The 25,505-nt window shown below is 70.9% G+C and carries 18 protein-coding genes; 2 read left to right on the top strand and 16 right to left on the bottom strand.

Translation table 11 applies throughout. The features are described 5' to 3' along the window. Positions 1–2: 2 nt before the first annotated feature. From ACSP50_RS17065 to ACSP50_RS17030, 8 genes are all read right to left on the bottom strand, one after another. A complete protein-coding gene (locus ACSP50_RS17065; RefSeq protein WP_043511591.1) occupies positions 3–8,264 on the bottom strand; it encodes a DUF11 domain-containing protein in 8,262 nt (2,753 codons plus the stop codon). Positions 8,265–8,542: 278 nt separating this feature from the next. Beyond that, entirely contained in the window at positions 8,543–9,403 is an 861-nt protein-coding gene (locus ACSP50_RS17060; protein WP_014690482.1) for a DNA processing protein DprA, read from the bottom strand. Between the two features lie 18 nt (positions 9,404–9,421). Beyond that, positions 9,422–9,934, bottom strand: coding sequence for a hypothetical protein (locus tag ACSP50_RS17055; protein WP_014690481.1), 513 nt, complete (start codon positions 9,932–9,934; stop codon positions 9,422–9,424). A gap of 83 nt (positions 9,935–10,017) precedes the next feature. After that, positions 10,018–10,968 carry a DUF4192 domain-containing protein gene (locus ACSP50_RS17050; protein WP_014690480.1) on the bottom strand — a complete coding sequence of 317 codons (951 nt, stop codon included), beginning with the start codon at positions 10,966–10,968 and terminating at the stop codon, positions 10,018–10,020. Between the two features lie 98 nt (positions 10,969–11,066). Beyond that, positions 11,067–11,687: a GGDEF domain-containing protein gene (locus ACSP50_RS17045; RefSeq protein ID WP_014690479.1), complete on the bottom strand. Its 621-nt coding sequence runs from the start codon at positions 11,685–11,687 to the stop codon at positions 11,067–11,069. Continuing rightward, on the bottom strand, positions 11,684–12,355 hold the full coding sequence (locus ACSP50_RS17040; RefSeq protein WP_014690478.1) for a hypothetical protein: 672 nt from the start codon (positions 12,353–12,355) through the stop codon (positions 11,684–11,686). Before ACSP50_RS17040 ends, ACSP50_RS17045 begins: the two co-directional genes overlap by 4 nt. A 232-nt stretch (positions 12,356–12,587) precedes the next feature. Beyond that, entirely contained in the window at positions 12,588–14,249 is a 1,662-nt protein-coding gene (locus tag ACSP50_RS17035) for a hypothetical protein (protein WP_014690477.1), read from the bottom strand. Beyond that, complete coding sequence (locus ACSP50_RS17030) at positions 14,246–15,976, bottom strand: Hsp70 family protein (protein ID WP_172898764.1); 1,731 nt, start codon at positions 15,974–15,976, stop codon at positions 14,246–14,248. Before ACSP50_RS17030 ends, ACSP50_RS17035 begins: the two co-directional genes overlap by 4 nt. Positions 15,977–16,244: 268 nt before the next feature. Between ACSP50_RS17030 and ACSP50_RS17025 the strand changes: the two genes are divergently transcribed. Together ACSP50_RS17025 and ACSP50_RS17020 are read left to right on the top strand one after the other, a co-directional pair. After that, complete coding sequence (locus ACSP50_RS17025) at positions 16,245–18,599, top strand: LysM peptidoglycan-binding domain-containing protein (RefSeq protein WP_014690475.1); 2,355 nt, start codon at positions 16,245–16,247, stop codon at positions 18,597–18,599. A gap of 882 nt (positions 18,600–19,481) precedes the next feature. Continuing rightward, positions 19,482–20,105, top strand: coding sequence for a hypothetical protein (locus tag ACSP50_RS17020; protein WP_080127873.1), 624 nt, complete (start codon positions 19,482–19,484; stop codon positions 20,103–20,105). A gap of 67 nt (positions 20,106–20,172) precedes the next feature. Here ACSP50_RS17020 and ACSP50_RS17015 read toward each other — a convergent pair whose 3' ends face one another. The 8 genes from ACSP50_RS17015 to ACSP50_RS16990 all read right to left on the bottom strand — a co-directional run bounded on the left by ACSP50_RS17015 (position 20,173) and on the right by ACSP50_RS16990 (position 25,348). Next, positions 20,173–21,192 carry a hypothetical protein gene (locus ACSP50_RS17015; protein WP_014690473.1) on the bottom strand — a complete coding sequence of 340 codons (1,020 nt, stop codon included), beginning with the start codon at positions 21,190–21,192 and terminating at the stop codon, positions 20,173–20,175. A 77-nt stretch (positions 21,193–21,269) separates the two neighbouring features. Beyond that, the gene (locus tag ACSP50_RS41940; protein ID WP_014690472.1) at positions 21,270–21,437 is read right to left on the bottom strand and encodes a hypothetical protein; all 168 of its coding nucleotides are present in this window, start codon (positions 21,435–21,437) and stop codon (positions 21,270–21,272) included. Positions 21,438–22,101: 664 nt separating this feature from the next. Next, the gene (locus ACSP50_RS44605) at positions 22,102–22,227 is read right to left on the bottom strand and encodes a hypothetical protein (protein ID WP_255344733.1); all 126 of its coding nucleotides are present in this window, start codon (positions 22,225–22,227) and stop codon (positions 22,102–22,104) included. Beyond that, on the bottom strand, positions 22,218–22,691 hold the full coding sequence (locus tag ACSP50_RS17010; RefSeq protein WP_014690471.1) for a hypothetical protein: 474 nt from the start codon (positions 22,689–22,691) through the stop codon (positions 22,218–22,220). Before ACSP50_RS17010 ends, ACSP50_RS44605 begins: the two co-directional genes overlap by 10 nt. Beyond that, positions 22,691–22,918, bottom strand: a complete 228-nt coding sequence (locus ACSP50_RS17005; protein WP_014690470.1) for a hypothetical protein — start codon at positions 22,916–22,918, stop codon at positions 22,691–22,693. Before ACSP50_RS17005 ends, ACSP50_RS17010 begins: the two co-directional genes overlap by 1 nt. A 206-nt stretch (positions 22,919–23,124) precedes the next feature. Next, positions 23,125–24,108, bottom strand: coding sequence for a TIGR01777 family oxidoreductase (locus tag ACSP50_RS17000; protein WP_014690469.1), 984 nt, complete (start codon positions 24,106–24,108; stop codon positions 23,125–23,127). 67 nt (positions 24,109–24,175) lie between these two features. Then, on the bottom strand, positions 24,176–24,460 hold the full coding sequence (locus ACSP50_RS16995) for a transposase (RefSeq protein ID WP_014690468.1): 285 nt from the start codon (positions 24,458–24,460) through the stop codon (positions 24,176–24,178). Positions 24,461–24,508: 48 nt separating this feature from the next. After that, complete coding sequence (locus tag ACSP50_RS16990) at positions 24,509–25,348, bottom strand: replication-relaxation family protein (protein ID WP_052311602.1); 840 nt, start codon at positions 25,346–25,348, stop codon at positions 24,509–24,511. Between the last annotated feature and the right edge of the window lie 157 nt (positions 25,349–25,505).

Here is a 25,505-nt window from a genome sequence, read left to right as displayed (position 1 = left end):
CCTCATCGGCGGCGAAGACGACGCCGGCTGAGCAGGATCAGGGCCACCCCACCCGCCACGAGGATCCATCCCCCGATCAGCAGCGGCATGTAGTCGCCTCCGGTGACCGGCGAGTGCGGCCGGGGCAGCGGGGAGGGTGCGGCGGGCGTGCCGGGTTCACCGGGTGACCGGGTCGGCGCCGCGGTGTGCGTGGGCGTGGCCGGGTGCGTCGGCGTGGCCGTAGGCGTCGGCGAGTGGCTGGGTGAGGCGTGTCCTGAGGGGCTGTTCGACGGGGAGATCGACGGGGACGGCGATGCCGACGGAGCCGCCGGAGTGATCGAGCCGGGCGCTTCGGCCTGCACACCGGACGGTTTGGTCGGGGTGCTCGCGTCGGCCCGGACCAGGAAGCTCGTCCCCCCGGCGATGTCCTGCTCGGACAGGTGGTAGGGCGCGGAGGTGCAGGTCATCTTCTCGCCCGGGGCCAGGGTGGTGCTGGGGCAGGTCACGGTGACCGGCAGGCCGGTGAGCACCACGCCGGTGAGGGTCACGTTGCCGTTGTTGGCGACCTCGACGGTCGAGGTGATGTCGTCGGTGGTGCGGGGTTTGCCGTCGCCGTCCGCGTCGTTCCAATGCAGCTGCTGGCTGGCGGTGACCGACGGTGCCGCGGGTTCGACCGGCGTGTTCGCCGCGCCCGGCGGTGACTGCACGGTCGTCGTGGCGGGGTCGGCGCCGCTGGCGACCGCCGTGTTGGTGATGATCCGGCCGGTGTCGATGTCCTGCTGGGTGACCTGGTAGACGGCGTCGGCGACGCAGGACATCGACTGGCCGACCGCCAGCGTGGTGGACGGGCAGGTGGCCTTGCCGACCAGGCCGTCGTGGACGCTGACATGGGTCATCGTGACGTTGCCGGTGTTGAAGACCTTGTAGTGGTAGCGGATGTTGTCGCCGGCCGCGGGGGCGGCGGAGAGCACGACGTCCGCCGCGGAGATCTCGCCGGCCCTCGTCTTCGGTTCGATGACCGCGCTCACCCCGACCAGCAACTGCCCCTGCGCCGGGGCGACCGGCACCGATCCCGACTGCTGGTCGTAGACGGTGTCGGACGGCGCCCCCGGCCGGCGGCCACGGACCTCGGCCTGATCGGCCAGCGCGACACCGGCGTCGACGTCGGCCTGGGTCACCTGATACGGCGCCAGGGCGGCGCAGGTCCGCACCGCGCCGACGGCGAGCGGGCCGGTCGGGCACGTGATCCGGCCGGCCCGGGAGTCGGTGAGGCTGATGCCGGTGACCGCGACGTCACCGTCGTTGGTCACCGTGTAGCGGTAGGTGACCGTGTCCCCGGCGACCGCGCCGAGCTGGTGCGCGGCCGGTGCCACGGTGGCGCTGACGGCGAGGGCCAGCGAGTCGGCGGCGGCGGCCATAAGCTCGGTGGTGGTGACCGGGCCGAAGGACAGGACCGGCACGGTACCGGTGGCCCGGCCGGTGGCGGTGACGCTGGAGGTGATCGGCGTGCCGGCCTCCACGTCCGGTTGGGTGACCGGGTAGGTGGCGCCGCCGGTGCAGTTGGTGGTGGCGCCCGGGGCCAGGGTGGTCGCGGCGCAGGCGGCCGAGCCGCTGCGGGTGTCGGTGACCGCGATGCCGGTCATCGTCACGTTGCCGATGTTGCGGACCGTGTACCGGTAGGCGATGGTGTCGCCGAGCATGAGCTGGTCGTGGTGGCCGGCCGGGGTGACCGCGGTGCTGGCGGTGATGCCCAGCGCGGGGCCGGAGGCGACCACCGGGAAGGAGGCCGACGGCGAGGTGAGGGTGGTCGCGGAGGCCGCGCCGGGGCTGCGGCCGGCGACCGTGACGGTGGTGGCGACCGGTGCGTTCGTGTCGACGTCGGCGGTGGTGACGGTGTACGGGGTGGTGCTCAGGCAGGTCATCGACGCGTTCGGCGCCAGGCTGGTGGCCGGGCAGGTCGCGGCCCCGGACCGCGGGTCGGTGACGGACAGGTCGCTGATCGTCTGGTTGCCGCTGTTGGTGAGCACGGTGCGGAACGTGACGGTGTCGCCGGTGTCGGCGGCGGTCACGTGGCCGGCCGGGCTGATCACGGCGGTGACGGCGGCGGTGAGCGCGGTGGTGGCCGGGGCCACGTTGATGGTGGCGATGGCCGGGCCGAAGGAGTACGGTGCCGGGAATCCGACCTGCCGGCCGTGGATGTGGGCGTCGGAGACGATCGGCAGCCCGGCGTCGAGGTCGGACTGGGTGACCGGGCGGGTGGCGGTGGAGCAGACCACGGTGGCGGTCACCGCCAGTGGCGCGCCGGGGCAGGTGACCGTGCCGAACAGGGTGTCGGTGACGGCCAGGGTGTCCATCGTGACGTTGCCGGTGTTGGTGACGGTGTACGCGTACGTGATGCTGTCGCCGGCCGCGGCGGCGCTCTGGTGGGCCGCATTGGAGACGGTGGCGGTGCTGGCGATGGTCAGCGTCGGCGCGGCGGCGGCCACCGGTGCGGTGACGGCCGGCGCCGCGAAGGTCAGGTCGGTGGGAGTGCCGCCGCGCCGGGCGATGGCGCCGCCGGTGTCCGAGATCGGCGCTCCGGTGTCGACGTCGGTCTGGGTGATGGTGTACGTGCCACCGGTGCACGTGGTGCCGGCGCCGACGGAGAGCGTCGTGACCAGGCAGGACGCCGCCCCACCGGTGGAGCCGCTGACGCGCAGCGTGTCCATCGTGACGTTGCCGATGTTGCGGACCGCGTAGCTGAACGTCACCGTGGAACCGGCATTGACGCCGCCGGCGTTCCCGGTCGTGGTGATCTGCAGCAGCGGGTTCGCCGGCGCGATCGGCACGCTCGCCGGGAACGGCCCGTACGGCTGTGGTGCGAGATCGCTCGGGCCCTGGCCCTGCACGGTGGCCGTGGACGCCACCGATCCACCGGTGTCGACGTCGGTCTGGGTGACGGTGTACGGCGTGACACTGGTGCAGGTCATCGAGGCGGCCACGGCGAGCGTGGTGCCGGGGCAGGTGACCGCGCCGATCAGCGAGTCGGTGACGCCGACCGCGGTCATCGGCACGTTGCCGTTGTTGGTGACCAGGTAGCTGTAGTCGATGGTGTTGCCGGTCGCGGCGGCGAACCGGTTGGCGGGCGGGGTCACCGCGGGCGTGGTCGTGACGGTCAGCGACGCGGCCGCCTGAGCCAGCGCGACCGTGTCCGAGCCGGTCGCGTAGGTGCCGGCCCCGGCCGCGGTGGGCGCCCGGGCGGTCAGGGTGGCGCTGTCGGCGATCGGGGTGCCGGTGTTGATGTCGTTCTGGTCGACGGTGTACGACCCGGTGCTGGTGCAGGTCATCGACGCCCCGACGGCCAGGGTCGTCGCGGGGCAGCTGCCGGCGCCGCCCCGGGTGTCGGCGATCGCGATGGTGTCCATCGTGACGTTGCCGGTGTTGCTCAGGTCGTACCGGTAGGCGATGGTGTCGTTGACCTGCGCCTGATTCTGCCGGCTCGGTGGGGTGACCAGGGCGGTCACCGCCATGCTCAGCGACGGGACGGACGGTGCGACGTTGATCGTGGCGGTGAACGGCCCGAACGCCGGGGTGCCGCCGCCGGGGGCGCCGGCGGCGACGGTGGTGCTGACGGTGATCGGCAGGCCGGCGTCGATCCGGGCCTGGGTCACCGTGTACGGCGCGGCGCCGGTGCAGGTCATCGAGGCGCCGACGAGCAGCGTCGAGCCGGGGCAGGTGACCGTGCCGGCGAGCGGGTCGGTCAGCGCGATGCCGGTCATCGTCACGTTGCCGTCGTTGACGACGGTGTAGGTGAAGGCGATGGTGTCGCCGACCCGGACGGCGCTCTGGTGGGCGGCCGGGTTGACCGCGGTGGCGACCGTGACCGCCAGCGACGGCGCGGCGGCCGCGACGGTCACCGAGGTGCTGGCCGGCCCGAAGGTGGTGCCGGACACCGCGCCCGGGGCCCGCCCGGTGACCGAGGCGGTGGCCACGATCGGATTGCCGGCGTCGACGTCGGCCTGCGTGACCGTGTAGGTGCCGCCGATCGTGCAGGTGACCGAGGCGCCCGCGGTGAGCGGAGTGGCCGGGCAGGTGGCGGCGCCCAGCCGGGTGTCGGTGACCGCGATGGCGGACATGGTGACGTTGCCGTTGTTGCTGACCGTGTAGCTGTAGCCGATGGTGTCGCCCGCCCGGGCGGCGTTCTGCCGGGCCAGCGGGCTGACCGTGGCGTTGACCGCGACGGCGAGCATCGGGGCGGCCACGGCGACCGGCACCGCGGTGCTGAACGGCCCGTAGGCCGACGCGGCGGCGCCGGGCGCGCGACCGGAGACGGTGGCGCTGTCGCTGATCGGCGCGCCGGCGTCGACATCGGCCTGGGTCACCGCGTACGAGCCGGTGCTGGTGCACGTCACGGTGGCGTTGACGGCCAGCGGGCCGCCGGGACAGGTGCCGATGCCGGTGCGGGTGTCGGTCACGCCGATGCCGGTCATGGTCACGTTGCCGGTGTTGGTCACGGCGTACGAGTAGCTGATGGTGTCGTTCTTCGCCGCGGCGCTCTGCCGGGCCGGCGGGGTCACGGCCGCGGTCACCACCGCGGACAGCGCGGGTGCGGCCGGGACGACCGCCACGCTGGTGGAGAACGGCCCGAAGGTCCGATCGCTCGCCGCGTTGGCGAGCCGGCCGGTCAGGGTCGCGGCGTCGGCCACCGGTCCGCCGGCGTCGATGTCCGCCTGGGTGACCGTGTACGGCGTGCCACCGGTGCAGGTCATCGAGGCGTTCACGGCGAGGGTGGCGCTCGGGCAGGTGACCGCCCCGCCCAGGGTGTCGGTCGCGGCCACCCGGGTCAGCGCCGCGTTGCCGTCGTTGGTGAGCAGATAGGTGTAGGTGACCGTGTCGCCGACCCGGGCCGCGCCGGTGTGCCCGGACGGGCTGACCGCCGCGGTGACCGTGGCCCGCATCGAGGCGGTGCCGGTGGCCAGGGTGACGGTCGCCGCGGCCGGCCCGAAGGTCGCCGCCGCCGCCCCGCCCGGCGGCGTGGCGGTCACCGTCGCGTTGTTGTAGACCGGCTGCTGGGCGTCGAAGTCGGCCTGGGTGATCACGTACGGGGTGGTGCTGGTGCAGACCATCGACGCGCCGGCGGCCAGCGACGTGCCGGGGCAGGTGGCCGTGCCGGTGAGCGCGTCCGCGGCGCTGATCTGGCTCATCGTCACGTTGCCGTCGTTGACCACGGTGAACCGGTAGGTCACCGTGTCGCCGGCGAGCGCCGCGTTCTGCCGGCCGGCCGGCGCGACGGTGGCCGCCGCGGTGATCCGCAGCGACGAGTTGGCTGGGTCGATCACCACGGTGGCCTGGGCGGTGTTGTTGCCGGCGGCCGGGTCGGTGCTGTCGGCCGACAGCAGCCGGACGGTGTTGGCGGGGCTGCCGGCGACCAGGGCCGTACCGGTGAGCGTGAGCGTCAGCGTCGCACCGGCCGCCACCACCGGCACCGACCACCGGCCGGTGCCCGGGTCGTACGTGCCGGCGGCGGCGGACCCGGCGCTGATCAGCAGGCCGGTCTGCGGCTGGACCTGGATCACCACGGTGGTGGCGTCGGACGGGCCGGTGTTACGCGCGGTCACGGTGAACTGGACCGGGTCGCTGGCCGTCACGTGCGGGGTGCCGGTGGTCTCGGACATGCCGAGGTCGGCGATGCGGGCGACCGGGATCGTGGTGGTCACGCTGTCGTTGGACGAGTCCGGGTCGGGTGAGGTCGCCGACACCGTCGCGGTCCGGGCGAAGTTGGCGCCGCTGAACCCGGCCGGCAGCAGGCTGTCGAAGGTGATGGTCCAGGTGGCGCCGGTCGCCATCTGCGGCTGGGAGCAGACGAACAGGCCGCCGTCCGGGGTGATGCCGTTCAGGTCAGTGGTGCCCTGGAAGGTGCAGGCGCCCGCCGCCGTGGACGCGGCCGGGACCGGCTGCCCGGCCGGGATCGGCTGCTGCACCAGGACACCCTCGGCGCGGGTCTGGCCCTGGTTGGTCACCGTCACCACGTTGCGGACATGCTCGCCGGCGACCGCGTTCGATCCAGACCGGTCCGGATCGGTGATCGTCTGGGCCACACTCAGGTCGCTGCGCAGCAGCACGGTGAAGTTGGTGGTGAGCTTGTCGTTGGCCGGGTTGTTGTCGGTGGTCGTGGAGATGACCGTGACGGTCGCCGTGCCGGGGCCGGCCTGCGCGTCGGGCGCGAGCACGACGGTGCCGGACAGCGGGATCGTGGCGCCGTTGGGCAGGTGCGGGATGGTGCAGGCGTTCGGCGTGCAGTAGGCGGCGAACGGCCCGGTGGTCGGCCGGATGATCGAAACGCCGGGCGGCAGCACCGGGACGAACGTGACGTTGTCCGCCATCGACGGCCCGTAGTTGTGCACCATCAGGGTGTAGGTCGTCGTGTCCCCGGCGTACGCGGTGGTGGCGCCCAGGCTGAGCGTGATGCCGATGTCGGCCTGCTGGGCCCCGGCGCCGGTCACGGTGACGATGTTGTTGCTGATGTCCGGGTCGGGCGTGCTCGAGTTGAGCGAGACGGCGTTGTTCACCGTCGTGCCGCTCAGCGTCATCGTGATGGTGACCGTGACACTGGCGCCGGACGCCAGGCTGGCCAGCGTGCACTCGATGGTGCCGGTCGACGTCGACGCGCAGGAGCCGCCGGGCACCACCGCCGAGGCGTTGGTCGAGCCGCTCGGGATCGGGTCGGACAGCACGATGCTCCGGGCCGTCGACGGGCCCTGGTTGGTGATCACCGCCGAGTAGGTGATGGTGGATCCGGCGATCGGCACCGCCGGCGCGTAGGTCAGGGTCACCCCCAGGTTGGCGCTCGCCGTCGACAACTTGCTGACCGATGCGGAGTTGTCCGCCTGATTGGTTTCGTACGTCGCACTGGTCACCGCGGCGGCCAGCGTGTACGTGGTGGCCGGGGTCTCCCCCGGCGGCACGTTGCCGGTGATCGTCATCGTCCGGGTGGCGCCCGAGGCCACGCTCACGTAGTCACACTCGGCCCGGGTGCCGCTGACCGTGCAGGTGCCGCCGGGCGACGCCGCGGTCACTCCGGTCAGTCCGGCGGGCACCGTGCCGATCAGCTGCACCGAGGTCGCGGCGCTCGGCCCGGCGTTGCTCGCCGTCACGGTGTAGGCGACCGCCTGCCCGGCGACCACCGCCGCGCTGGCCAGGGCCGCGGTGACCGACAGGTCGGCGGCCGGGTTGACGGCGATGCTCGCGGTGTCCGACGTCGAGGTGGTGGCGCTGCCGGACAGCGTTTCGGTGTACGCCGCGGTCGTGTCGTTGTCGAGCGTCGTCCCGGCCAGCGCCGAGGTCACCAGGACCTGGTACGAGACCGTCTGGCTGTCCCCCGGCGCGAGCGTGCCGCCGGTCGAGCTGTTCGCGCCGGACCCGACCCGGACGTTGACCGTCCGCGAACCGGCGTTGTACTCACCGACGTCGTCACCGGACGCGTCCGTCGGTTTGACGGTCGTCGACCCGCTGATCGATCTCAGCGAGCCCGGCACGTACGTCGTACCGACGGGCAGTACGTCGCTGACCGACGCCAGCCGGGCCGGGTTGCCGCCGTTGTTGCGGGTCGTCACCGTGTAGGTGAGGGTGTCCCCCACGTTCGCGCTGGTCGAGCCGTTCGCGTTGGCGACCGTGGTGGTCGTGCCCAGGCAGGCCGCCGAGCCGAACGAGATGGCGTCGAGGAAGTTGCCGACACTCGGGCTCGTGCTGGCCGAGGACACCGACCGGAAGGCGAACCGGGTGGAGGTCTGTCCGGCCGGAACCGTGTAGACCCCCGAGTAGGTGCCCCAGGCGGTGTTCGGGTCGGAGATGTTCGAGCCCTGCTGCACGAGCGTGCCGGACGGCGCCCCGATGACGACCGCCATGGTGTCGGTGCCGGTCCGGCCGCGGTGGCTCAGCTGCCAGCGCAGCGTTTGTCCCGGAGTGGTCGGCAGGTCCTGGTAGAGCGTCGACACCATGTTGGCGTTCAGCTCGGCGTGCTGACTGCCGGACGCCGACACGACCCCGCCGTACCCCCGCCACAGCTCAATCTGCCGGTCCGAGGCGGTCGTCAGCCAGCCCGGGATCAGTGACTGCGACATGATCGAGACTGAGCCGCTGGAGATGACCGGCTGCTCGAAGTCACCGTTGGTCAGGACCACCGCGGCCGGGCAGACCGTCTGCGCGGCGAGCGCCGGTCGCACGGTGGGCGGGAGTACCACGGACACTGCGGTGGCGGTCACGACGGCGGCGAGGATCGCAGCGAGCCGGCCGAGTGGATGACGCACGGGTCGGTGCCCCTCTTCGATGGGGATCGCGAGGCGAGCCACGGTTTCGGCCCGCCATCCCCGCACAGTAGGGGAATACGCGGACAAAAAGGTCTGATTGGAAACGGTCAGACCTTGCCAAAGGGCTGACGCGGGAGCGTGCCGCCGCCGCTGCCCACCGCCGGTCATGCCATGGTGCCTAGGCCAGCCGCAGGCGTACCAAGTCGTTTTTTATAGGGATTTTTTGCCCGTGAAGCGAAGAGAACGGGCGGCCATCCGGAGATGGCCGCCCGCAGAAATCAGGTCAGATCGGTGAGGATGTCGGCAACGCTGCCGACCGGCCGGGCCCGGCTGTCGGTGCGCAGCACGTCGAGGCCGCCGCCGGAGTGGACGGAGGTGACCGGCCCGGGAACGATGAGGCCGTGACGGCCCAGATGCAGTGCGCGCCGGACGGCGTGCAGGGCTGCGCTCCGTGGTGGGGCTTCGACGAGCACGGTCGCAGTGCTCAGGTCGGCCAGTAGGCGTTTGACGTAGAGCACGCGGTCGCGGACGGGCTCGGCGCCCGGCGGGTACGGGCTCAGGAGCAGCCCGGTGTCGCCGACGAGTTCGAGCAGCTGCCGGTTGCCGGTGGGGTGAAGGTGGTCGAGGCCGCCGGGCAGGACGGCGATGGGCGGACGGCTGGTGCGCAGGGCCCCGAGCATGGCGCTGGTGGCGATGCCGTATCCGCCGTCGGTGACGATGGTCCAGTCGCGTTCGGCGAGGCCGCCGGCCAGGTCGGTGGCGACGTGGCTGCCGTAGGCGGTGCAGGCGCGGGACCCGACGATGGTGATGGCTTCGGCGGCGTACGGCGGTTCTCCGGTGCCGTGGCTCCATAGGCACAGCGGGCCGTCGGGGTCGAATCCGCAGGGCCAGGTGGAATCACTGGGCGTGATGATGTGGCTGTCCTGGGCGGTGTGCCGGGCCTGGGCCCAGAGCTGGTGGTCGGGCTGGCCGCGCAGTTCACGGCGCAGCATGGCAGGGATCAGCGGCTCGTCGAGGAGGGCGGCGACGACCTCGTCGGGGCCGTCGGCGATGACCCGGCGGGTCAGCGGCGGGTTGCCGGGTTCGAAGAGCCAGCCGAGCGTGATGTACGCGGTGCGGATCTCGTCGTACGGGTTCATCGAGGGGTGTCCTTTCGGTCAGTGCCGCGCGCTCAGCGGGGTGAGCGGGTCGGTGTCCGGGATGGGGCCGAACAGGTCGGTGAGCAGGGTGCGGGCGGCGGGTGCGCGGCGGCGCCGGCCGGGGAGTTTCTTGCCGTACTTCCACTGCCGTTCCCAGCTGCCGTCGCTGCTGAGGGTCAGGGCGGTGGGCACGAGCAGGTGGCAGCGCAGCAGCGTGGCGGCGACGGCCAGGTCATAGGGGAAGCGTTTGGTGTCGCAGTAGCCGGCGATCCACTGCGGCCGGTCCCCGCCGTTCTGCGGCCGGCGCAGGGTGAAGGTGTCGGCGGCGTGACCGGCGACGCGGTCGCCGTTGAAGGTGAGGTCGCCGGTCGCGTCGAGGATCGGCCGGTTGTCACCGAGAGGCCCGGCCAGGTCGATGCCGGCGCGGCGGACGGCATCGACGATCCGCACGGTGTCGTTGACCAGCTGCGGCCAGGCGGCCTGGTAGGCGGGATCGTTGAGGAGCAGGGACCAGTAGTGGAGGTAGCCCATGAGAGGTGTCCCTTCGCGAAGAGGGGAGATCCCGGGCTGGCGTGCCCGGGATCTCCTGGTGATCAGGACGGGCAGGCCGTGGGTCAGTGCTGGGGTTTGTGCAGAACTTCGCGCAGCGCCTGTGGGCTGATGCCGGCCTGGAGGGCCCGTTCGAGCAGGTGGGCGAAGTCGTCGTCGGGGTCGGCTGCGCGGGCGCGCCCGGCGGCGATGGCGGCGGTGGTGCCGTCGCCGCCCTGCAGGGCGGCCAGGGCGAGGAAGGTGGCCGGGGTGCAGGCGAGCGTGCCGGTGCCGGCCCGACGGGTCAGATCGCGCCAGGCGTGCACGTCCTCGTCGCTGCCGTGCACCAGATGGACGGCGTAGTTGCGCAGCTCAGCGAAGGCGAGCAGCACCAGCAGTTGAGCGGCATCGTCGTCGCTGAGCGGGCCGGCGAGCGCCTGTTGCGTGAGCTGGTCGATCAGCCGCATCGCCCGTCGGTGGTCGATCGGCAGGACCGTGCTCTGCAGGATGCGGGCGACGGCGGCGCGCATCCGCTGTCGTGGTTCTCCGGTGATCGGGTCGAGGCGGGCTTCGAGGGTTTCCCGGTCCGGAGCGAGTTCGACACCGGCGAAGGTGGCTTCGGCGGCGATGATCGTGGTCTGCGGGTCGAACGCGACGCCGTTGCGCTCGCAGTCCGGGTCGCCGCAGCCGACATGCCAGAGCCGGCCGTCGTCGACGCGCATCGCGTCGAGCACCGTCACGCCGATGCTGGTGAACAGGTCGATGGCCTGTTGCAGCGGGTCGCGCATCGACTGGTGGGTGCCGTAACCGACGAGGACGACCTGGGTGAAGCCGTTGTTGTACACCACGGTGGCCAGGCGGCCGGCGGCCGCCCGGGGGTCGGGCATGCCGTCCAGTGCTTGTGCGCCGGCGAAGGCGACCGTGCCGTCGGCGACGGCGAGCACGGTGAGGCAGTTGACCGGCTGATAGCCGAGCAGGTAGGCGACGATCGTCGCGGCATCGGCCGAGCTGGTGATCCGGATTTCCGGTCGTTGCATGGTCGGGGTTCTCCTTGGCTGAGGCCAGGGAACCTGCGCACCACGGAGCCCGGACGTCCGCCGGGGATGGTGCTCGGGTCCCCCGGCGAGGGATCAGGTCAGTACTGGTGGTGGTCGGTGTTGTCCGGGCAGCGGTCGGTGACGATTCCGCCGCCCTGGTGTTTGGCGGCGTACATCAGCCGGTCGGCGTGAGTCAGGGCGCGCCGGTGATCCCCGCCGGGAACCCGGCAGATGCCGGCCGAGAACCGGACCGGGACGGGGTGACCGGACAGTACGACCGGGGTGGCCAACACGGCCGTCAGCTGCCGCCGCACGGTGTCGACCGGTCGGCGGCTGATCAGGACGAACTCGTCGCCGCCGAGCCGAGCGACCACATCGCCTCGCTCGGCGGCCTGCTGCAGCCGGACGGCGAGGGCGGCCAGCAGGGCGTCACCACCGGCGTGACCAAACCGGCGGTTGACCCCGTGCAGGTCATCGCCGTCGATCAGCGCCACGGTCACCTCGCCGCGGGCCCGGTCGAGGTGCCGTTCGGCGACCCGCCGCACCGAGATCCCAGTGACCGGGTCCCGCAGGGCCTGCGCCACCTCGCTGCACAGCCGGATCAGCAGCACACCGAGCACGGCCGCGTGCAGCGGCATGATCACCGGCAGCAGCGGCCCGCTGAGGATCAACAGCAGGTCGGCCAGCACGACCAGACAGACGGTCCGCACGGCGTTCATCCGCGCTCCCGGGGCTCCGTGACCGCGGCGACCAGGACGTCCCGGCGGCCCAGCAGGTTCAGGCATCGGTTGGCCTGCTCCAGGTAGGTCAGCCGGGCATCGAGCCGGTCGTCGGGTTGGGCCAGCAGTAGGCCGTCCGGGTCGAGCAGTGCCCGGCCGGGCACCGCGGACAGCCAGCCCAGGTGGGTGTAGGTTTCGGCGCCCAGTTGCAGCGCCTCCAGATGGCTGGTCGGCAGATCGAACGGCCGGTACGGCATCGCGTTGTAGACGCGCATCGCCGCGATCCGGGGCTGGGACAGATAGTCGGTCCTGGCCCGGGCGAACTCGTACCGGTGCGGAGCGGCCCGGTGCCGGTCCAGGAACATCCAGTACGGTTTCGCGGTCGGTGTGCCGGCGACCGTCTGCCGCCAGGCCTGCCAACGGAACCAGTGCAGTCGGTGCACGCCTTCACGCATCGCGTCGAGCTGGAGCCGGGCGACCGGTCCTCCGGCGGCGGCGCCGCGCAGCGGGAGCAGCAGCGAGCCGCGCCGCCAGCGGGTGACGGCCGGGAAGTGCCGGAGCAGACCGGCGGCGGTCAGCCCGGCGCGGGCCAGGCGGAGTTCTGCCTGTACGGCGTAGTCGGAGGGTGGGGTGTCTGCCGGTAGGCAGACGAGGGTGGTCCAGGGCATGGTGATCCTCCAAGGATCAGAGCAGGGAGATGGGTGCGCACGACGGCGCGATCCGGCACTGCCGGATGGGGTGCGGTTCGCGGCGCCGACGTGCGGTGCGAGCCGACCGACCTGCTGAGCAGGTGGTGGGCGGTGGCTACCGCGGTCGTGGGCGGCGAAGCCCGCGAAGTGGTGCTGAAGGGATCACAGAAGTGATGCCGCCGACCGTAACCGCCCTACCCAACAGCCCGGGTCACGCCGGTCGCTGATGCGGTCGCGGCTTACGCCGCAGCGCGGTGTCGGGTTCGTCGGCCAGCTGCGCGGCCCGCGCCCGGATGTCGTCGTTGCACGGGTCGACCGTGATCGCGGCCCGCAGCAGCTGCAGCGCTTCGGCCGGTGCCGCCGCCTCGGCCAGGTCGACGTAGCCGGTCAGGATCCGCCGGCGCAGGGTTTCGCGGGCCGGGACCAGCCACGGCCAGTCGCAGCCGGCCGCCAGCTCCCCCGCATACGCGTCGATGAGCGCCCGCTGCGCCTGCCGCCGCTCGGCCGCGGTGACCGCACGATCCACCCGGCCCGCCGCATCCCGCACGACGTGCAGGTCGACCTCGACCGCGGCGGTCAGTCGGTATCGGCTGCGCTCGTGCCGGATCAGTTCGACCTCCGTACCGTGGCGAAGGTCTTTGCGAAGTTCGCTGATCGTGATGTACAGCCGGTTGGTAATGCTCGCCGGGCGCAGCCCGGGCCAGATCGCGGCGATCAGCTCGTGACCGGTCGCACCGTCCGGGTGCAGCCCGAGATAGGCGAGAACCTGCAGGCCGGCGGTGCGCCGCACCGGCACCGGACGCCCGCCGACACTCAGCGCGCAGCCACCCAACAGCCGCAGTGCGGCGACCGCCTGCTGCGGTGCGCCGGCTGTCGGCGGTTGCTGCGGGTGGGCTGCGGCGAGCAGGTCGAGTAGGTCGGTGGCGGCGCGGGCGTTGAGCACGCACAGCCGCCGCGTTCCGGTAACCGTCCCGTCGAGGTCGACCTCCCACCGCGTCGCCGCCGCACCCCGGCCGGCGCTCACCCAGGTGCCGGTCGAGGTGAGCGGGTGCAGGGTCAGTGTCACCTCGTCGCTGTCAGTCGTGTCCGGGTCGTCGACGACGCGCAGCCCGGCCGGGACCGGCCCCGCCCGGTACGGGTCGTCCAGTAGTTCCCCGAGGTCCGCCCAGGTGATGCTCACCTTGCGCCCGCTGAGCAGCAGACTGATCAGCAGCCCGCGCAGCGCGTCGCGGGCCCCAGGCCCGGTCAGGGCGATCCCACCGGCTGGCAGCCGATCAACCAGCGCAGCGGCCGCCGTGGACTCGCCGGACAGTGCGGCCAACGCGTTCACGGTGGCCGGCAGCGGCCGCAGCTCCTCGCTGCCGGACGCGCCCGGCCGGTAGTCGCGGCGCCGCCGCAGCCAGAGGGCCGCCGCGGTGCTCGCCACTGCCTGACCGACCGCGATCGGGACCCACCCGGCCCCGTCCGGCAGCTCCACACCGCGGGCAACGGTCGTGTCTCCAACGGTGGTCGCGGCCGCTGCCGGGGTGGCCGGTGCGGTCACCGCGACGATCGCGGGCCCGCCCAGGACCACCGCACCGGCCATCGACCCGGCGGTCAGCTGCGACGGAGTCGGCATCCGCAGGTGCATGCGGGCCCGCCGGATACCGCGGCGCAGCACCGCGGTGCTCACCAGCAGCCACACCAGCAGGGCCGGAATGGCGCCGACGGCCAGCACGAACCGGGTCCCCGGCGGGCCGTCGGTGGTCAGGTCAGCCAGGCTCGGCAGCTGCTGCGGATGGTCTACGAACCACAGTGCGACCAGCGCGGGTGGTCCGGCGACCACCGCGAGCGCGACCAGCAGGACGCCGAGGCCACGTACGGCGCGGATCACCGCAGCAGCGCCCAGAGCCGCTGCGCCCACCAACCGGTGACGGCCAGCGAGACCGCGACCCCGAGGACGTTGTTGAGCCGGAAGTCGGCGATGAAGAACCCGAACACGCCGAGCGTCACCGCGGCGATCGTGCGCAGCACCGCGATCTGCAGCAGCAACATGGCGATGCCCACGCCGATCAGCGCGACTCCCACCCGGGTACCGATCAGGAACCACAGGTGCAGCCACGGCAGGTGTCGGCTGGTGACCGTGTAGGAGAACAGCAGGTCTCCACCGCCCATCAGCAGCACCGGCAGCATCGGGAAGTCCCCGGCCGGCGGGCCCGGCCGTTTCCGGTTGCGCAGGGCGATGGCGACCACGATCAGCCCGATCGGCAGGATCGGCAGCAGCGCCCAGCGCAGCGGCAGGGTGAACGGCAGGATGAAGTAGAGGCCGCCGGCCACCGCGTACAGCGCGGCGACCGCGGCGGCGATCGCCACCGCGGTGATCTGCCCCGCCGCCCGCTGCCCGGGCGCGTCCCACCGGCCCTTGAGCCGCTGATCCCGGCTCAGCGCCAGGCCGATCCACGGGCTGGCGGCCACACACACGACCAGGGTCAGCACGCAGGCGATGGCGAGCTCACCCCAGTTCGCCCACACCCACCACGGCGGGGTCCGCAGCACCCGAGAGCCGCTGAAATCGGCCGAGAACACGAAATGCGCAAACAGGATCAACGACAGGATTCCTGGTACGAGCAGTCCCAGCGTGCTGCGCAGCGTCGGCGGCGGCACCTCACCGGCCGTCTCCTCGAACGCGGCGCCGGTCGCTTCGGCCGCGCCGAGCACCGCCGTCGCACCCGGCATCGGCACCACCTGCACGGGCACCCCGAGCCGTTGCTCGACCGCCGGGCGCAGGGCGGGCATGGCCGCGACGGCGCCGACGGCGTAGACGGCTGCCAGGTCGGCCGGGCTGATCTCGGCCGCGCCGACGGCGGCCGCGGCCAGGTCCGCGGCCCGACTGAGGACGGGCTGTGCGGCCGCCTCCACGGTGGCGGCGTTCACGATGACCGCCGGGTCGGGCGGGGGCAGCGGCACGGTCACGGCCGGCTGGAACGAAACGGCCTCCTTGCCGGTACGCATACTGGCCAGCACCGCCCACGATGGCGTCCCGTTGGTGGCGCCGGTGGCCGGCACGAGCAGCGTGTCGGCCAACACCTTGTCGACGGCCTGTCCGCCGGCATCGGCGTCGTACAGCGTGGACAGCACCTCGAAGCCGCCCGGCCCGCGCCGCAGCACGCTGGCCTCCATCGTCGCCCCGACGTCACAGACCAGCACAAACGTGCCAACAGGCAGCTGGACGCCGGCCAACAGTTGGTGGTTGGCGACCGCGATCGGCGTTTCGACCAGCGTCGGCATTCCCAGGCCGGCCCGCCGGGCGGCCTGCCGCAGCCAGGTCCGCCGCCGCGGTCCCCACCCGGCCGGCACACACATCCGCACGTCCACCGGGACGGTTCCGCACAGTCGGGCAGCCTCGTCCGCGACCAGTCGCAGCGTCGCCGCCACCAGATCTGCCACCTCGATGTCGTGGCCGTGCCGTTGCACGGTGCCGGTCCCCTCGGCCAGCGGCGCACCGACGAATCCGTCCGGGTCGGTGACGGCGAGGCGCCACGCGGTGTTGCCCGTGCTGATCTGCCCGCTCGCATCGACGTGCGCGACGCTGCTCGGCTCCGGACCCCCGTCGATCGTCACGGGCTGCCAAGGCTGATCCGGACCGGCGATCACCGCACGAGTGCAGGCGGTGCCGTAATCGATCGCCAGACGCGGCGCTCCGAACTGCATGGATCACATACAAACAGATCACCGCCAATGCGTCAGCACCAATTCGCGTCTGATCAGGCTTCGTAAGGGCGGCGAAAGGTTGTGTATGGACCTTGTCAGGTGCGCACAGCGCCGAACGCGCCCGGCACGCACCTAGCGTCGCTGACAACGCTTCACCTCGACGACGCCGGAGGTCTTCGTGCGCATCGGCCTGATTCTGTCCGTCGTGCTGGCCGGATTCCCGGTCGGGCTCGTCGCCCTGGCCGGCTCACCCCTGCCCAGCCGGCTGCCGACCGGCGTGGATCTGCAAGCGTGGGCCGCCAACCCGTTCGCCGCACCATTCCTACCCGGACTGCTGGCCGCCATCGCCTGGTTCAGCTGGGCATTCGCTGCGGTGCTGTCACTCAAAATCGCGGCACGGTCAGCGCACCGGCTCAGCCGGCTTGCCCAGTACCTGCCCGGGCCGCTGCAGGGCCTGGCCGCCACCCTGCTCGGGGCCGCCGCCGTCACGGCGACCTACGCACCGGCGGCGGCCGCTCCCCCGGCGACCGCGACGGCCACCGGGCCGACCCTGCTCACCGGAACCATCACCGACCGGGCGCCCACCGCCGGTCACGCGGACCCGACGTGCACCGTGCACCGCGGCGACACGCTCTCCAAAATCGCCAAACAGCGGCTGGGTGACCCGGACCGCTGGCCGACCATCTTCAAACTCAACCGCGGCAAACGCTTCCCGACCGTCGGCGGCCGTCTGACCAATCCGGACGTCATCTTCCCCGGCTGGAAACTGAAAATGCCGGCCAATGCCACCCCGCCGGCCTCCGACACCTGCACCGGTCCCGCGGCGGCACCGACACACAGACCATCCCCGAAACCCAGCCGGCCGGCTGACTCCGGCAACACCGTCACCACACCGGTACCGGCAACTGCAGCGCCACAAGCGGCGCCGCAGACGAACAACCAGACCGGGCCCGCGGTCACGCTCGGCATCGCCGGTCTCACGATCGCGGCCGGTTGCGCGTACGCCGCAGGCCTACTGTGGCGGCGCAAACGTCGCGCCGCGCATCCAGGCGACCCGACCCGACCGGCCAGCGTCACCCTGCTGCCGACCACCACGCCCGCCGGCCGGCCCCCGACCGCCGCGGCGTCCGGCGCAGCTACCCCAGCGGCCAGCCACCAGCCGATCACCGTGCGGCCGCCGGACAACCCGGCCACCGCCCTGATCGGGCCGGGCGCCCACGACGCGGCCCGCGCCGCCCTGGTCGCCGTCATCACCGGCAGCATCGCCGACACCACCGCACTGACCACCGCGGCCACCCGCGACGCCCTGCTGCCCGACACACCGCTTCGGGGCGGCGTCACCGTCGTCGAGGACTTCGCGGCCGCGCTCGCCGCCCTGGACGAGGAGATCATCCGCCGTAGCCGGCTCGCCGATGATCTCGATGACGGCGCCCCGCCGAAACCCACCATGCTGGTACTCACCGACGTCCCGGACAACGCCTGGCACGGCCGGCTCGCCACCGCGGCACGTGAAGGAGAACGGCTCGGCATCGACATCACCCTGCTCGGCGAGTGGCCGTCCGGCACCACCCTGACCGTCACCGCGGACGGCGCCACCGAAGCCGGTGAACTCGCCGTCCTCAACGCCGGTGCCGCCGCCACGCTGCTGACCGCAGCCGAGAAGACCACCCCCAAACCGGCCACCGTTGTTCCGATGACCGTCGAACCGGCCACCGTGGAACCCGTCGCCGCGCCAGCGGAGCATCCGACCACCGGCCGGGTGGCCATCCGCATCCTGGGCCGACCGGCCATCCTCGGACCCGACGGCAACCCGGTCCGCGGCCTGCGCTCCAAAAGCCTGGAACTCTGCGTCTACCTGGTCCTCAACCGCGACGGCGCCGCCATCGACGACATCATGGAAGGGATCTGGCCGGACGTCACCGTCGCCCGTGCCACCGACCGCCTCTCCACCTGCGTCGCCAACCTGCGCAACATCATCCGCTCCGGCGTCCGCGGCGGCCTCCCGCCCCATGACGGCAACCGCCTGGAGCCGGTCATCAACACCGGCGGCCGCTACCACCTCAACCCCGACCTGGTCGACGTCGACTGGTGGCAGATCCTGGACGCCCACACGGCCGCGGCCACCGCAACCGACGACAGCACCCGGCTGGATCACCTGCGGGAAGCGGTCACGGTGGCCGGCGGGCGTGCCCCGGCGGCGGACACCGCCTACGAATGGATCGACACCGACCGGGAGCAGGCCCGGCGGCTGCTGATCCGACTGCACCTGCAGACCGCACGTCTGGTCGCCGACGACAACCCGCAGGCCGCGCGCACCCTCTACGAAACCGCCTGCGACTACGACCCGATGTCCGAAGAACTCGCCCGCCACGCCATGCAGGCCGCGGCCCGGCTACATGACGCCGACGGCATCCGGCATCGCCGAGAGCAGCTCCACCAGGCGCTCGCCGAAGCCGGGATCGACGCCGACACCGCAACCGACCGCCACGCCGCCGAGCTGCTGAACGGCCTCACCTTCTCCCACCAGCGGTAGACGCGGCAGGAAAGCTGCCCTTGACGGCTCGCTGCGAGCAGCCGCGTGTGTCGGATCACCCTATGTGCGTTCGACCAGTTCTTTGCCTCGCCGCCGCTTGCGACTGAACAACGCTCTGGCCACGCCCCCTTGTACTCCTGCCGGGCCTGAGGCACTCGTACCGTGACCAGTAACCACGCCGTTGGGGTGATACTGCGCCTGCTCGTCGACGCCGGTCTCGTAGGTGATCGACTCGACGATCAGGAGCGTAGGATCTTCCATCCCTCATGCACGCTTCGTCAAAGCCTGTGTTGTGCCCACTTGGTGCACGCCGAGCCGTACTTCGCTTAGCGGTCACCATCGGGGTCGAACACCAGGTCGGCGAGCCAGTGTCGTTCTCCGTCTCCGGATTCGACATTCTGTGCATGTACTTCTTGTTAGGCCACGTCTCGCCCCAGTCTCGGGCGCCGAGCCCGAGCGTCAGCTTCAGCATCTTCTCGGCACCGATCGACAGGAGCGACAACACCACGGCGGCCTGCCCGAAGTCGTGCCGCATCGGAAGTCGAGGGTGCCCAGATGCGCGATCTGGTCGCGTTTCAACGACCGCTGATGCTCGTAGTGGAACTGCTCAGCACACCCAAGACCCAGGCGACGAAGCCATCCACCAGGTTAAGTAGCTCTGTGGATTTGTAAGACTACCCTGGGCTCATGGACCGACTTCAGCCGCGACACCAGATCGCAATCGATGCGGCCGTTGGCGGAGCACTGGCTGCGATCGGCGCCGCTGCCGGTGGCCCCCTTGGAGCAGGCCTGGCCCAAGCGGCAACACCAGCGGTATCAGCCGTAATGAGCCAAATAATTACCACCCTCGCCGATAGCAGCGCAAGCCGCACAAACCGGACCATGACCAGCGCCGCACGAACCGCCGGAGTCGACGAGCACACCCTCGCCGAGCAGATGCTTCTATACAGATCTAAAGCGGTCCTTTTGGGCAGAGCCCTTGATGGTGCGGCGCGTAGCATCGCCGAAGAGAAGATCGAGTGGTTCGCCAACTGCATCGCAAACGGATACCTGGCTGCAGACGATGCCGCCGTAGACCGTGAATCCTTCTACGTCAGTGCCTTCGCCGAGCTGGAGGCCCCACATATCCGAGTTTTGCTCTTCATCGCCGAGTGGGAGCGAGTCGGCGACCACGCCGCTCCCCCGACTACTGATGAGCTGTCAGATGCCTTCTCGCGGCAGCTGTGTCCGGTGATCAGACCCGTTCTCACCACGCTGGAGCGGGCAGGGCTGGTGGTGAAGCGACGCGCCCATTCGAGCGACGAGAAGATGGCGTCGCAGCGCGAGACCGGCGTTCCCCACATCTGGGAGATAACCACCTTCGCTACTCACCTCCTGCGGCGGATAGGACATACGCCACCGGACCGAGTCCGGCCCTCCCAGGATGATCTTCTAGAGGCAGCCAATGCAGGCCAGCCAGTGCCGACGACGTCAGCGACCGATGTCAGCGGTGCCACGAATCTCTAACCAGGCAGCTCACAGTGCGGGAAAGGTAATGGGCTGGCGTGCGACCGGAGCAGCCGGGACGCGGCTCTCAACCGCGCAGGTCGAGGCCGAAAAGCTCGATAAGCCTTCGCTGGCCTTCCTCAGTGAGCCCGACGCCCAACTCGGGCGGCAACAGTTCGCGTACGGCCGACGGAGCTGACTCGTCCACTGGCTCGGTGGTGATCCACCCTTGCAATACCGCCTCGTGGATGAACTCAGTAAGGTCGGCAGGCGGGGCAGAGGCGGGCGCAATGATCGACTTGCCGCCGCGGACGTCCGCCGCGTCGGCGAACACGACCCGGCGGAGGTCCCCGTAGTGCGACCGCTGCGGCATTCCGGCGGGCAGGATCGGGGCGAGCGCCTCAAACACGCGCTGAACGGCCCCAGCGGACCACTCGTCGTAGGAGCTCGTTGCCCGCAGCAGCACGCCGCCCCTGGCCAGCGGCACAACCCGGTCGAAGGCGGCAACGGCAACGTGCGGGGCAAGCTCGGCCGGGCAGACCGTGGCCCATTCGTAGCCGCGCAGCACGCTGCGGGCGGCGCGGGCCGACTCCTGCACGGAACGACTCAGTGCGATGTCTAACGCGGTGCGATGTAGATGTCCCGTACGTCCGACTGTTACCTCGCCGTAAGCCGGCTCAGCCGACACTGCGACATCCCGCAGGACATCGTACGCCGCCTCGACCACCTCGTTGAGCCGGCTGGTGTCCGCGCCCAGCGTCGCCGAGACGTGCAGCACTGCCTGCCCGTCACCGTCGAACCACTCCACGGTGACGCGCAGCGCCGATAGCACGCCGACGCCCGTCGGCTCGATGCGTTCGAGCCGACCGACCGGCATCACCGGCGTCGGGTCCGCATCGACGTAAGGCTCCGGAGGCACCGGCCCGAGGAGCGGGGTGAGGCTTTGATCGGCGATCGCACGCCAGCGGCGCCAGGCCGGCTCCACCCGGTCACGCCCGGCCACGCGGTCCAGGTAGAGCCGGGCGAACACGACGGGCGGCTCGGGCTGGTTGCTCTCGATCCAGAACGGGACGATGGCATCCTCGTAACACTCGTCCGGCTCCGTCATCACAGACCCCTCGGTGCTACCCCGTCGAGGCGCCGGAGAAATACCCGCATGACTGCTTCGGCGCCGTGGTCGACAGGCTATCCCATGTCTGGCTCGGCCCCGCGCGATGGGCTGTCGCTCGCTTCCTGAGCGAGCAGCCAATCCGCGAACTTCGCGGCCTCGATGAGGCATCCGTAGGCGAACGGATGCTCGTCCGCGGCCTGTTCCCGCTCAGCATTCACCAGCCGGCCGGACCACGCATCCATGACCGGAACGGGGGTAATCCGGCACCCTGCGAACGCTGCGGGTTTCGATTCCTGTTCGGCCCTCTGTTCCGCCCGGGTTCGATGGAGACAACACTGAACGTGTCCGGGACCTCGATGATCCTGGCCAAGGCCGCAAGGCCAGGAATTGGTCTTCCGCGAAGGTTTCCTCGCTGGTAAGCACACGCCCGATCAAGTTCTCGTCGTATGGCAGGTGCGCCGCTTGCACCCATGCCGCTGCCGCTGTCGTTGCGGCTTCCGGCGCCACAGCGGGAGCGCCGTACGCGGCTGCCCTTTCCGGGTTCAGCACGCCGGACCACCGCGCACCTGCCGGCGCGGCCGCTTCCACAACGGCGCAGTCGCTGTCCAGGATGTACGCCCCGACAACCGGCGCCTGAGTTTGAGCGGCCACGGCCGCCACCGCGCGCACAAGATCCGGTTCCGCACCGAAAACTTGGCGGACCAGCCAGCCGTGGTGGTCGTCAGCGAGACCGCCCGAATGCAGCGGTTCCACGTGGTGAAGGCCTGCGCCGCGCGCAACGCTTCGGCGCCACCGAGCCTGTCGGCCAATTCTTGGGGGCAAATCGTCAGCCACGAATACCCGCGCAGAACCTGCCTGCTGTTGGGCACGGTGTCTTCCGGCAGCCGGGGCGGGACGAGCGAGCGCTCAAGCGCAGTTTCCTCCGAGCAGATCGTCGTAGTCGCACTGCCCGAACGCCGGGTTCGCCTGGTCGGCCACCGACTTGACGAACGTGAGAAGCGAGCGCTGGAACTCCGGTCGTGCTAGATGCAAGGTGAGCTACTGATCAGATAGGCGTCTACCCGGCCGTTGTCGCGGTGGATGACTTCGATGCTGATGCGGAACTCGTCGGGGTACTCGACGCCGAACCGGGCGAGTTTCGGATCGTCGCGCTCGTCGCGCAGGATCTTGTACCCCTTGCCGGTCCAGTAGCCGGCCAGGGTGGGGACGGCCTGCTGTACCGGCCAGCCCTTTGGATACTCGATGGCGTACTGGTTTTCGACGAAGGTGCGGTCGCCGTTGTCCTCGCATCGCAGCTTGGGCTCGTTGAGCGTCACCTTCAAACTCGCACCGGACGGCAGCTGCTGCAGGGCTTCCTGCGCCCGGTCGGCGACCCGCTGCTCGGCTTCGTGTTGGGTGACGTTGGATTGGGATGGCACGGAGGAATCACATCCGACGGTCAGGGCCGCCACGGTCAGCGCGGCGGCGAGGATCCGGGCGAGGCGGCTTGCGCGCATCAGTGCACTCTGTCTGGTTGGCCCGTCACGATGAAAGTGATCGAGCTGCGGGCCGGGTTGAGGTTGTCCCCATACTGCGAGTGCGCCGCGACCGGGTTCAGCGATCCATCCGAGCTAGTGAAGACGCGGCCGCCGAAGCCGGGATTAGCAGGGTTCTCCCCAAAACGCATGTTGTCCTCGATGCCGGTCAGGCAGATGACGTCGTTGCCGGCGGTTGCCGCCCACACGTCCTGGGCCGCCTTCGAACCAGCCCCCGTCGGCCAGGCATGAGCCAGATCGCGGGTACCTCGGATCAGCTCCTCCGCCGCAACCTTTGAGACTTGGCGGTGGCTGCTTGCTGTCCACGGACAAACCGCACCGGCCCAGCAGCTCAGAACGGATCTCCTGCTGGAGTACTAGTCGGGTGTCTATTTTGTGCTCGCGTTAGGAGCAGTTAGGGCAAGGTGGCGTTTCGGAGTTCTTTGGCCTGGCTGACGAGATCGACGGCGGCGGAATCCCAGGTGGGATGGGTGAATGTGAATCCGTTGTCGAGTAGGCGACCGGGTACTACGCGTCGGCTTTTAAGCAGCAGCTCAGTGTCCGTGCGCAACGCGAACGCACCGATTTCCGCCATCTGCCGGGTGGCCGGCAGACCGAATCGGCGCCCCCAGGCGCGGCGGAGCGATCGCATGAGGTCCCGCTGCGTGACCGGGTGAGGACTGGCCAGGTTGACCGGGCCGTCCAACTCCTGGTGGTCGATGAGGAACAGTACGGCACGAATGAAGTCGTCGCCGTGGATCCACGACACATACTGCCCGCCGCCATCGACGGGACCGCCCAGCCCCAGCCGGGTCAGCCGGGACAAGTAGTCGAAAATCCCGCCGCGGTCGGGAGTCATGACCATCGCCGTGCGCAGCGCCACCCGCCGGGTGGAAACAGTGTCGGCCGCCGCTTGCTCCCGCTCCCACCGGCGCGCGATCCGGACACTGTATTCCCAGTACAGGGGCACGTCGGGTTCTTCTCCGCCGATGATGCCGTTGGCCTCATCGTGGGGCAGGTCGTCGGGTCGGCTGCGGGCGTCGGCGTAGATGGTGGCGGTGCTGGCCTGTAGCCAGACCCTCGGAGCCTGAGCCGCCCGGGCGATGGCCTCACCGACGACCCGGGTGGACTCGATCCGAGAATTCATCATCTGGCGCAGGTTGGCGTCGTTGTAGCGGCAGCTCACCGTCCGGCCCGCCAGGTTGACGACCGCGTCGGCCCCTTCCACCTCGCGCGCCCACTCGCCCAGGGTTCGGCCGTCCCAGACTACGTGCCGGACCCCCTTCTCAAGCGTCTGCGGCCGACGGCTCAGAACGGTGACCTGGTCGCCGCGGGCCGCCAATGCCCGCCGTAGTACGCCGCCGACCTGACCGGTCCCGCCCGGAATGATGACCTTCATGATAGAGCTCCTTACAGTGCTCTTGAGCAGTCGCTTAAATCCAGCTTAGATCAGCTTGAGCGATCGCTCAACACCGAGGAAATGTCTGATTAACGCATTTTGCGTGTTCTGCGATTGGGGGTCGCCAGATTGAGGTGTGTTCGTCCGTGAGCCGGCAGGCGAGATTGTCGATCATGGCGAAGGTGATCAGGGGTTCGGAGCTGCCGGGCAGGGTCTCGTAGACGCGGGCGAGGCCGCAGTGGCGCCTGAGCCAGCCGAGGCTGCGCTCGACGGCCCAGCGTCGTTTGACGACGCTGAAGTCTTTGACCTGTGAGTCTTTGGTGACGATCTCGCGGGGTTGACCGGCTCGCATCTGCAATCCTGCGGCCCGGGTACTTCGAGCCGCAGGACGTCGTCACCGTCAAGGCAGCAGCGGCACGCCGGTCAGCAGGGCCAGCGGATGGTGATCCGGGGCGGCGGGACCAGGGCTCAGCGGCCCGAGGGGTCCGTGGCCTCCGGGGATTTCCGTCAGCGCTACCCGGCGCCCTACCGATCCGGCCAGCCACCACACCGGCTCGGCCGGGTTCTGTCCGGCCCCGAGCACGCAGGTGGCCACGGTGACTCCGGTGACCATGAGTTTGGCGTGCAGGTGTTCTTCGCGGGCGCGGCTCGGGAGGGCGAACAGCACCGGATACCCGGGTCCCCCGTCGGCCTGCAGGCGCCGGTAGGCGCCCAGTTTGTCGACGAGCCGGGTCAGGGATTCGGTGCCGCGGTCGAGTTCGAGGAAGAAGCCGGTCTCCCCTGCCGGGTCCCGCCACACGCCGTGCCCGTCGGGGTGCACCCGCCGGCCGAACGCGGCCGCCGTCGTCCGTTCGGACCACCAGCGGACCAGGTCGGCTTCGCCGGGCCGGCGGCGGGCCTCGGCGAGCAGGTCGACGAAGAACTGGTTGGCTTCGAGCAAATGATCCAGATACGGGCTGGCATACGCCCGGTCCTGCCGGTCGCGCAGCGCCCGGGCGGTTGGCGGGTTGTCGCCGCGGGCGAGCGCCACATACCGCGCGGACAGCGGTCCGGGTACCCAGCAGGCGGGGTTGGGTGCGCCGGGTCGGTTGCGGATGAAGCGGTCGACGAAGCGGAGCCGGCGCAGGGCGTGCAGCCGGTGCCGGCAGGTGGTGGGGTGGTCGAACAGGATGGTGGCGAGCTGGTCGGTGGTCAGGGTGCTGTGCTCGTCGAGCAGGTTCGCGATGGTGTAGTCGCGCACGCGTAGGCGGTGGGAGATGGAAAGTAGGCTGCTTCCCCGTTCGGGAGTTTCCCCTTCAGGAAACTGTCGGGGCGGCATGGCGGCGTTCATGGTGCCTCCCAGCTGCGGTGTTGGGTGGTGCCGGGCCGGCCGTACGGGGCCGGGACCCGGCCGGGGC

This window comes from Actinoplanes sp. SE50/110, assembly GCF_900119315.1.
GTDB lineage: Bacteria > Actinomycetota > Actinomycetes > Mycobacteriales > Micromonosporaceae > Actinoplanes.
The sequence above is the reverse complement of the archived record's forward strand: the minus strand, read 5'-3'. Positions and strand labels throughout refer to the sequence as shown.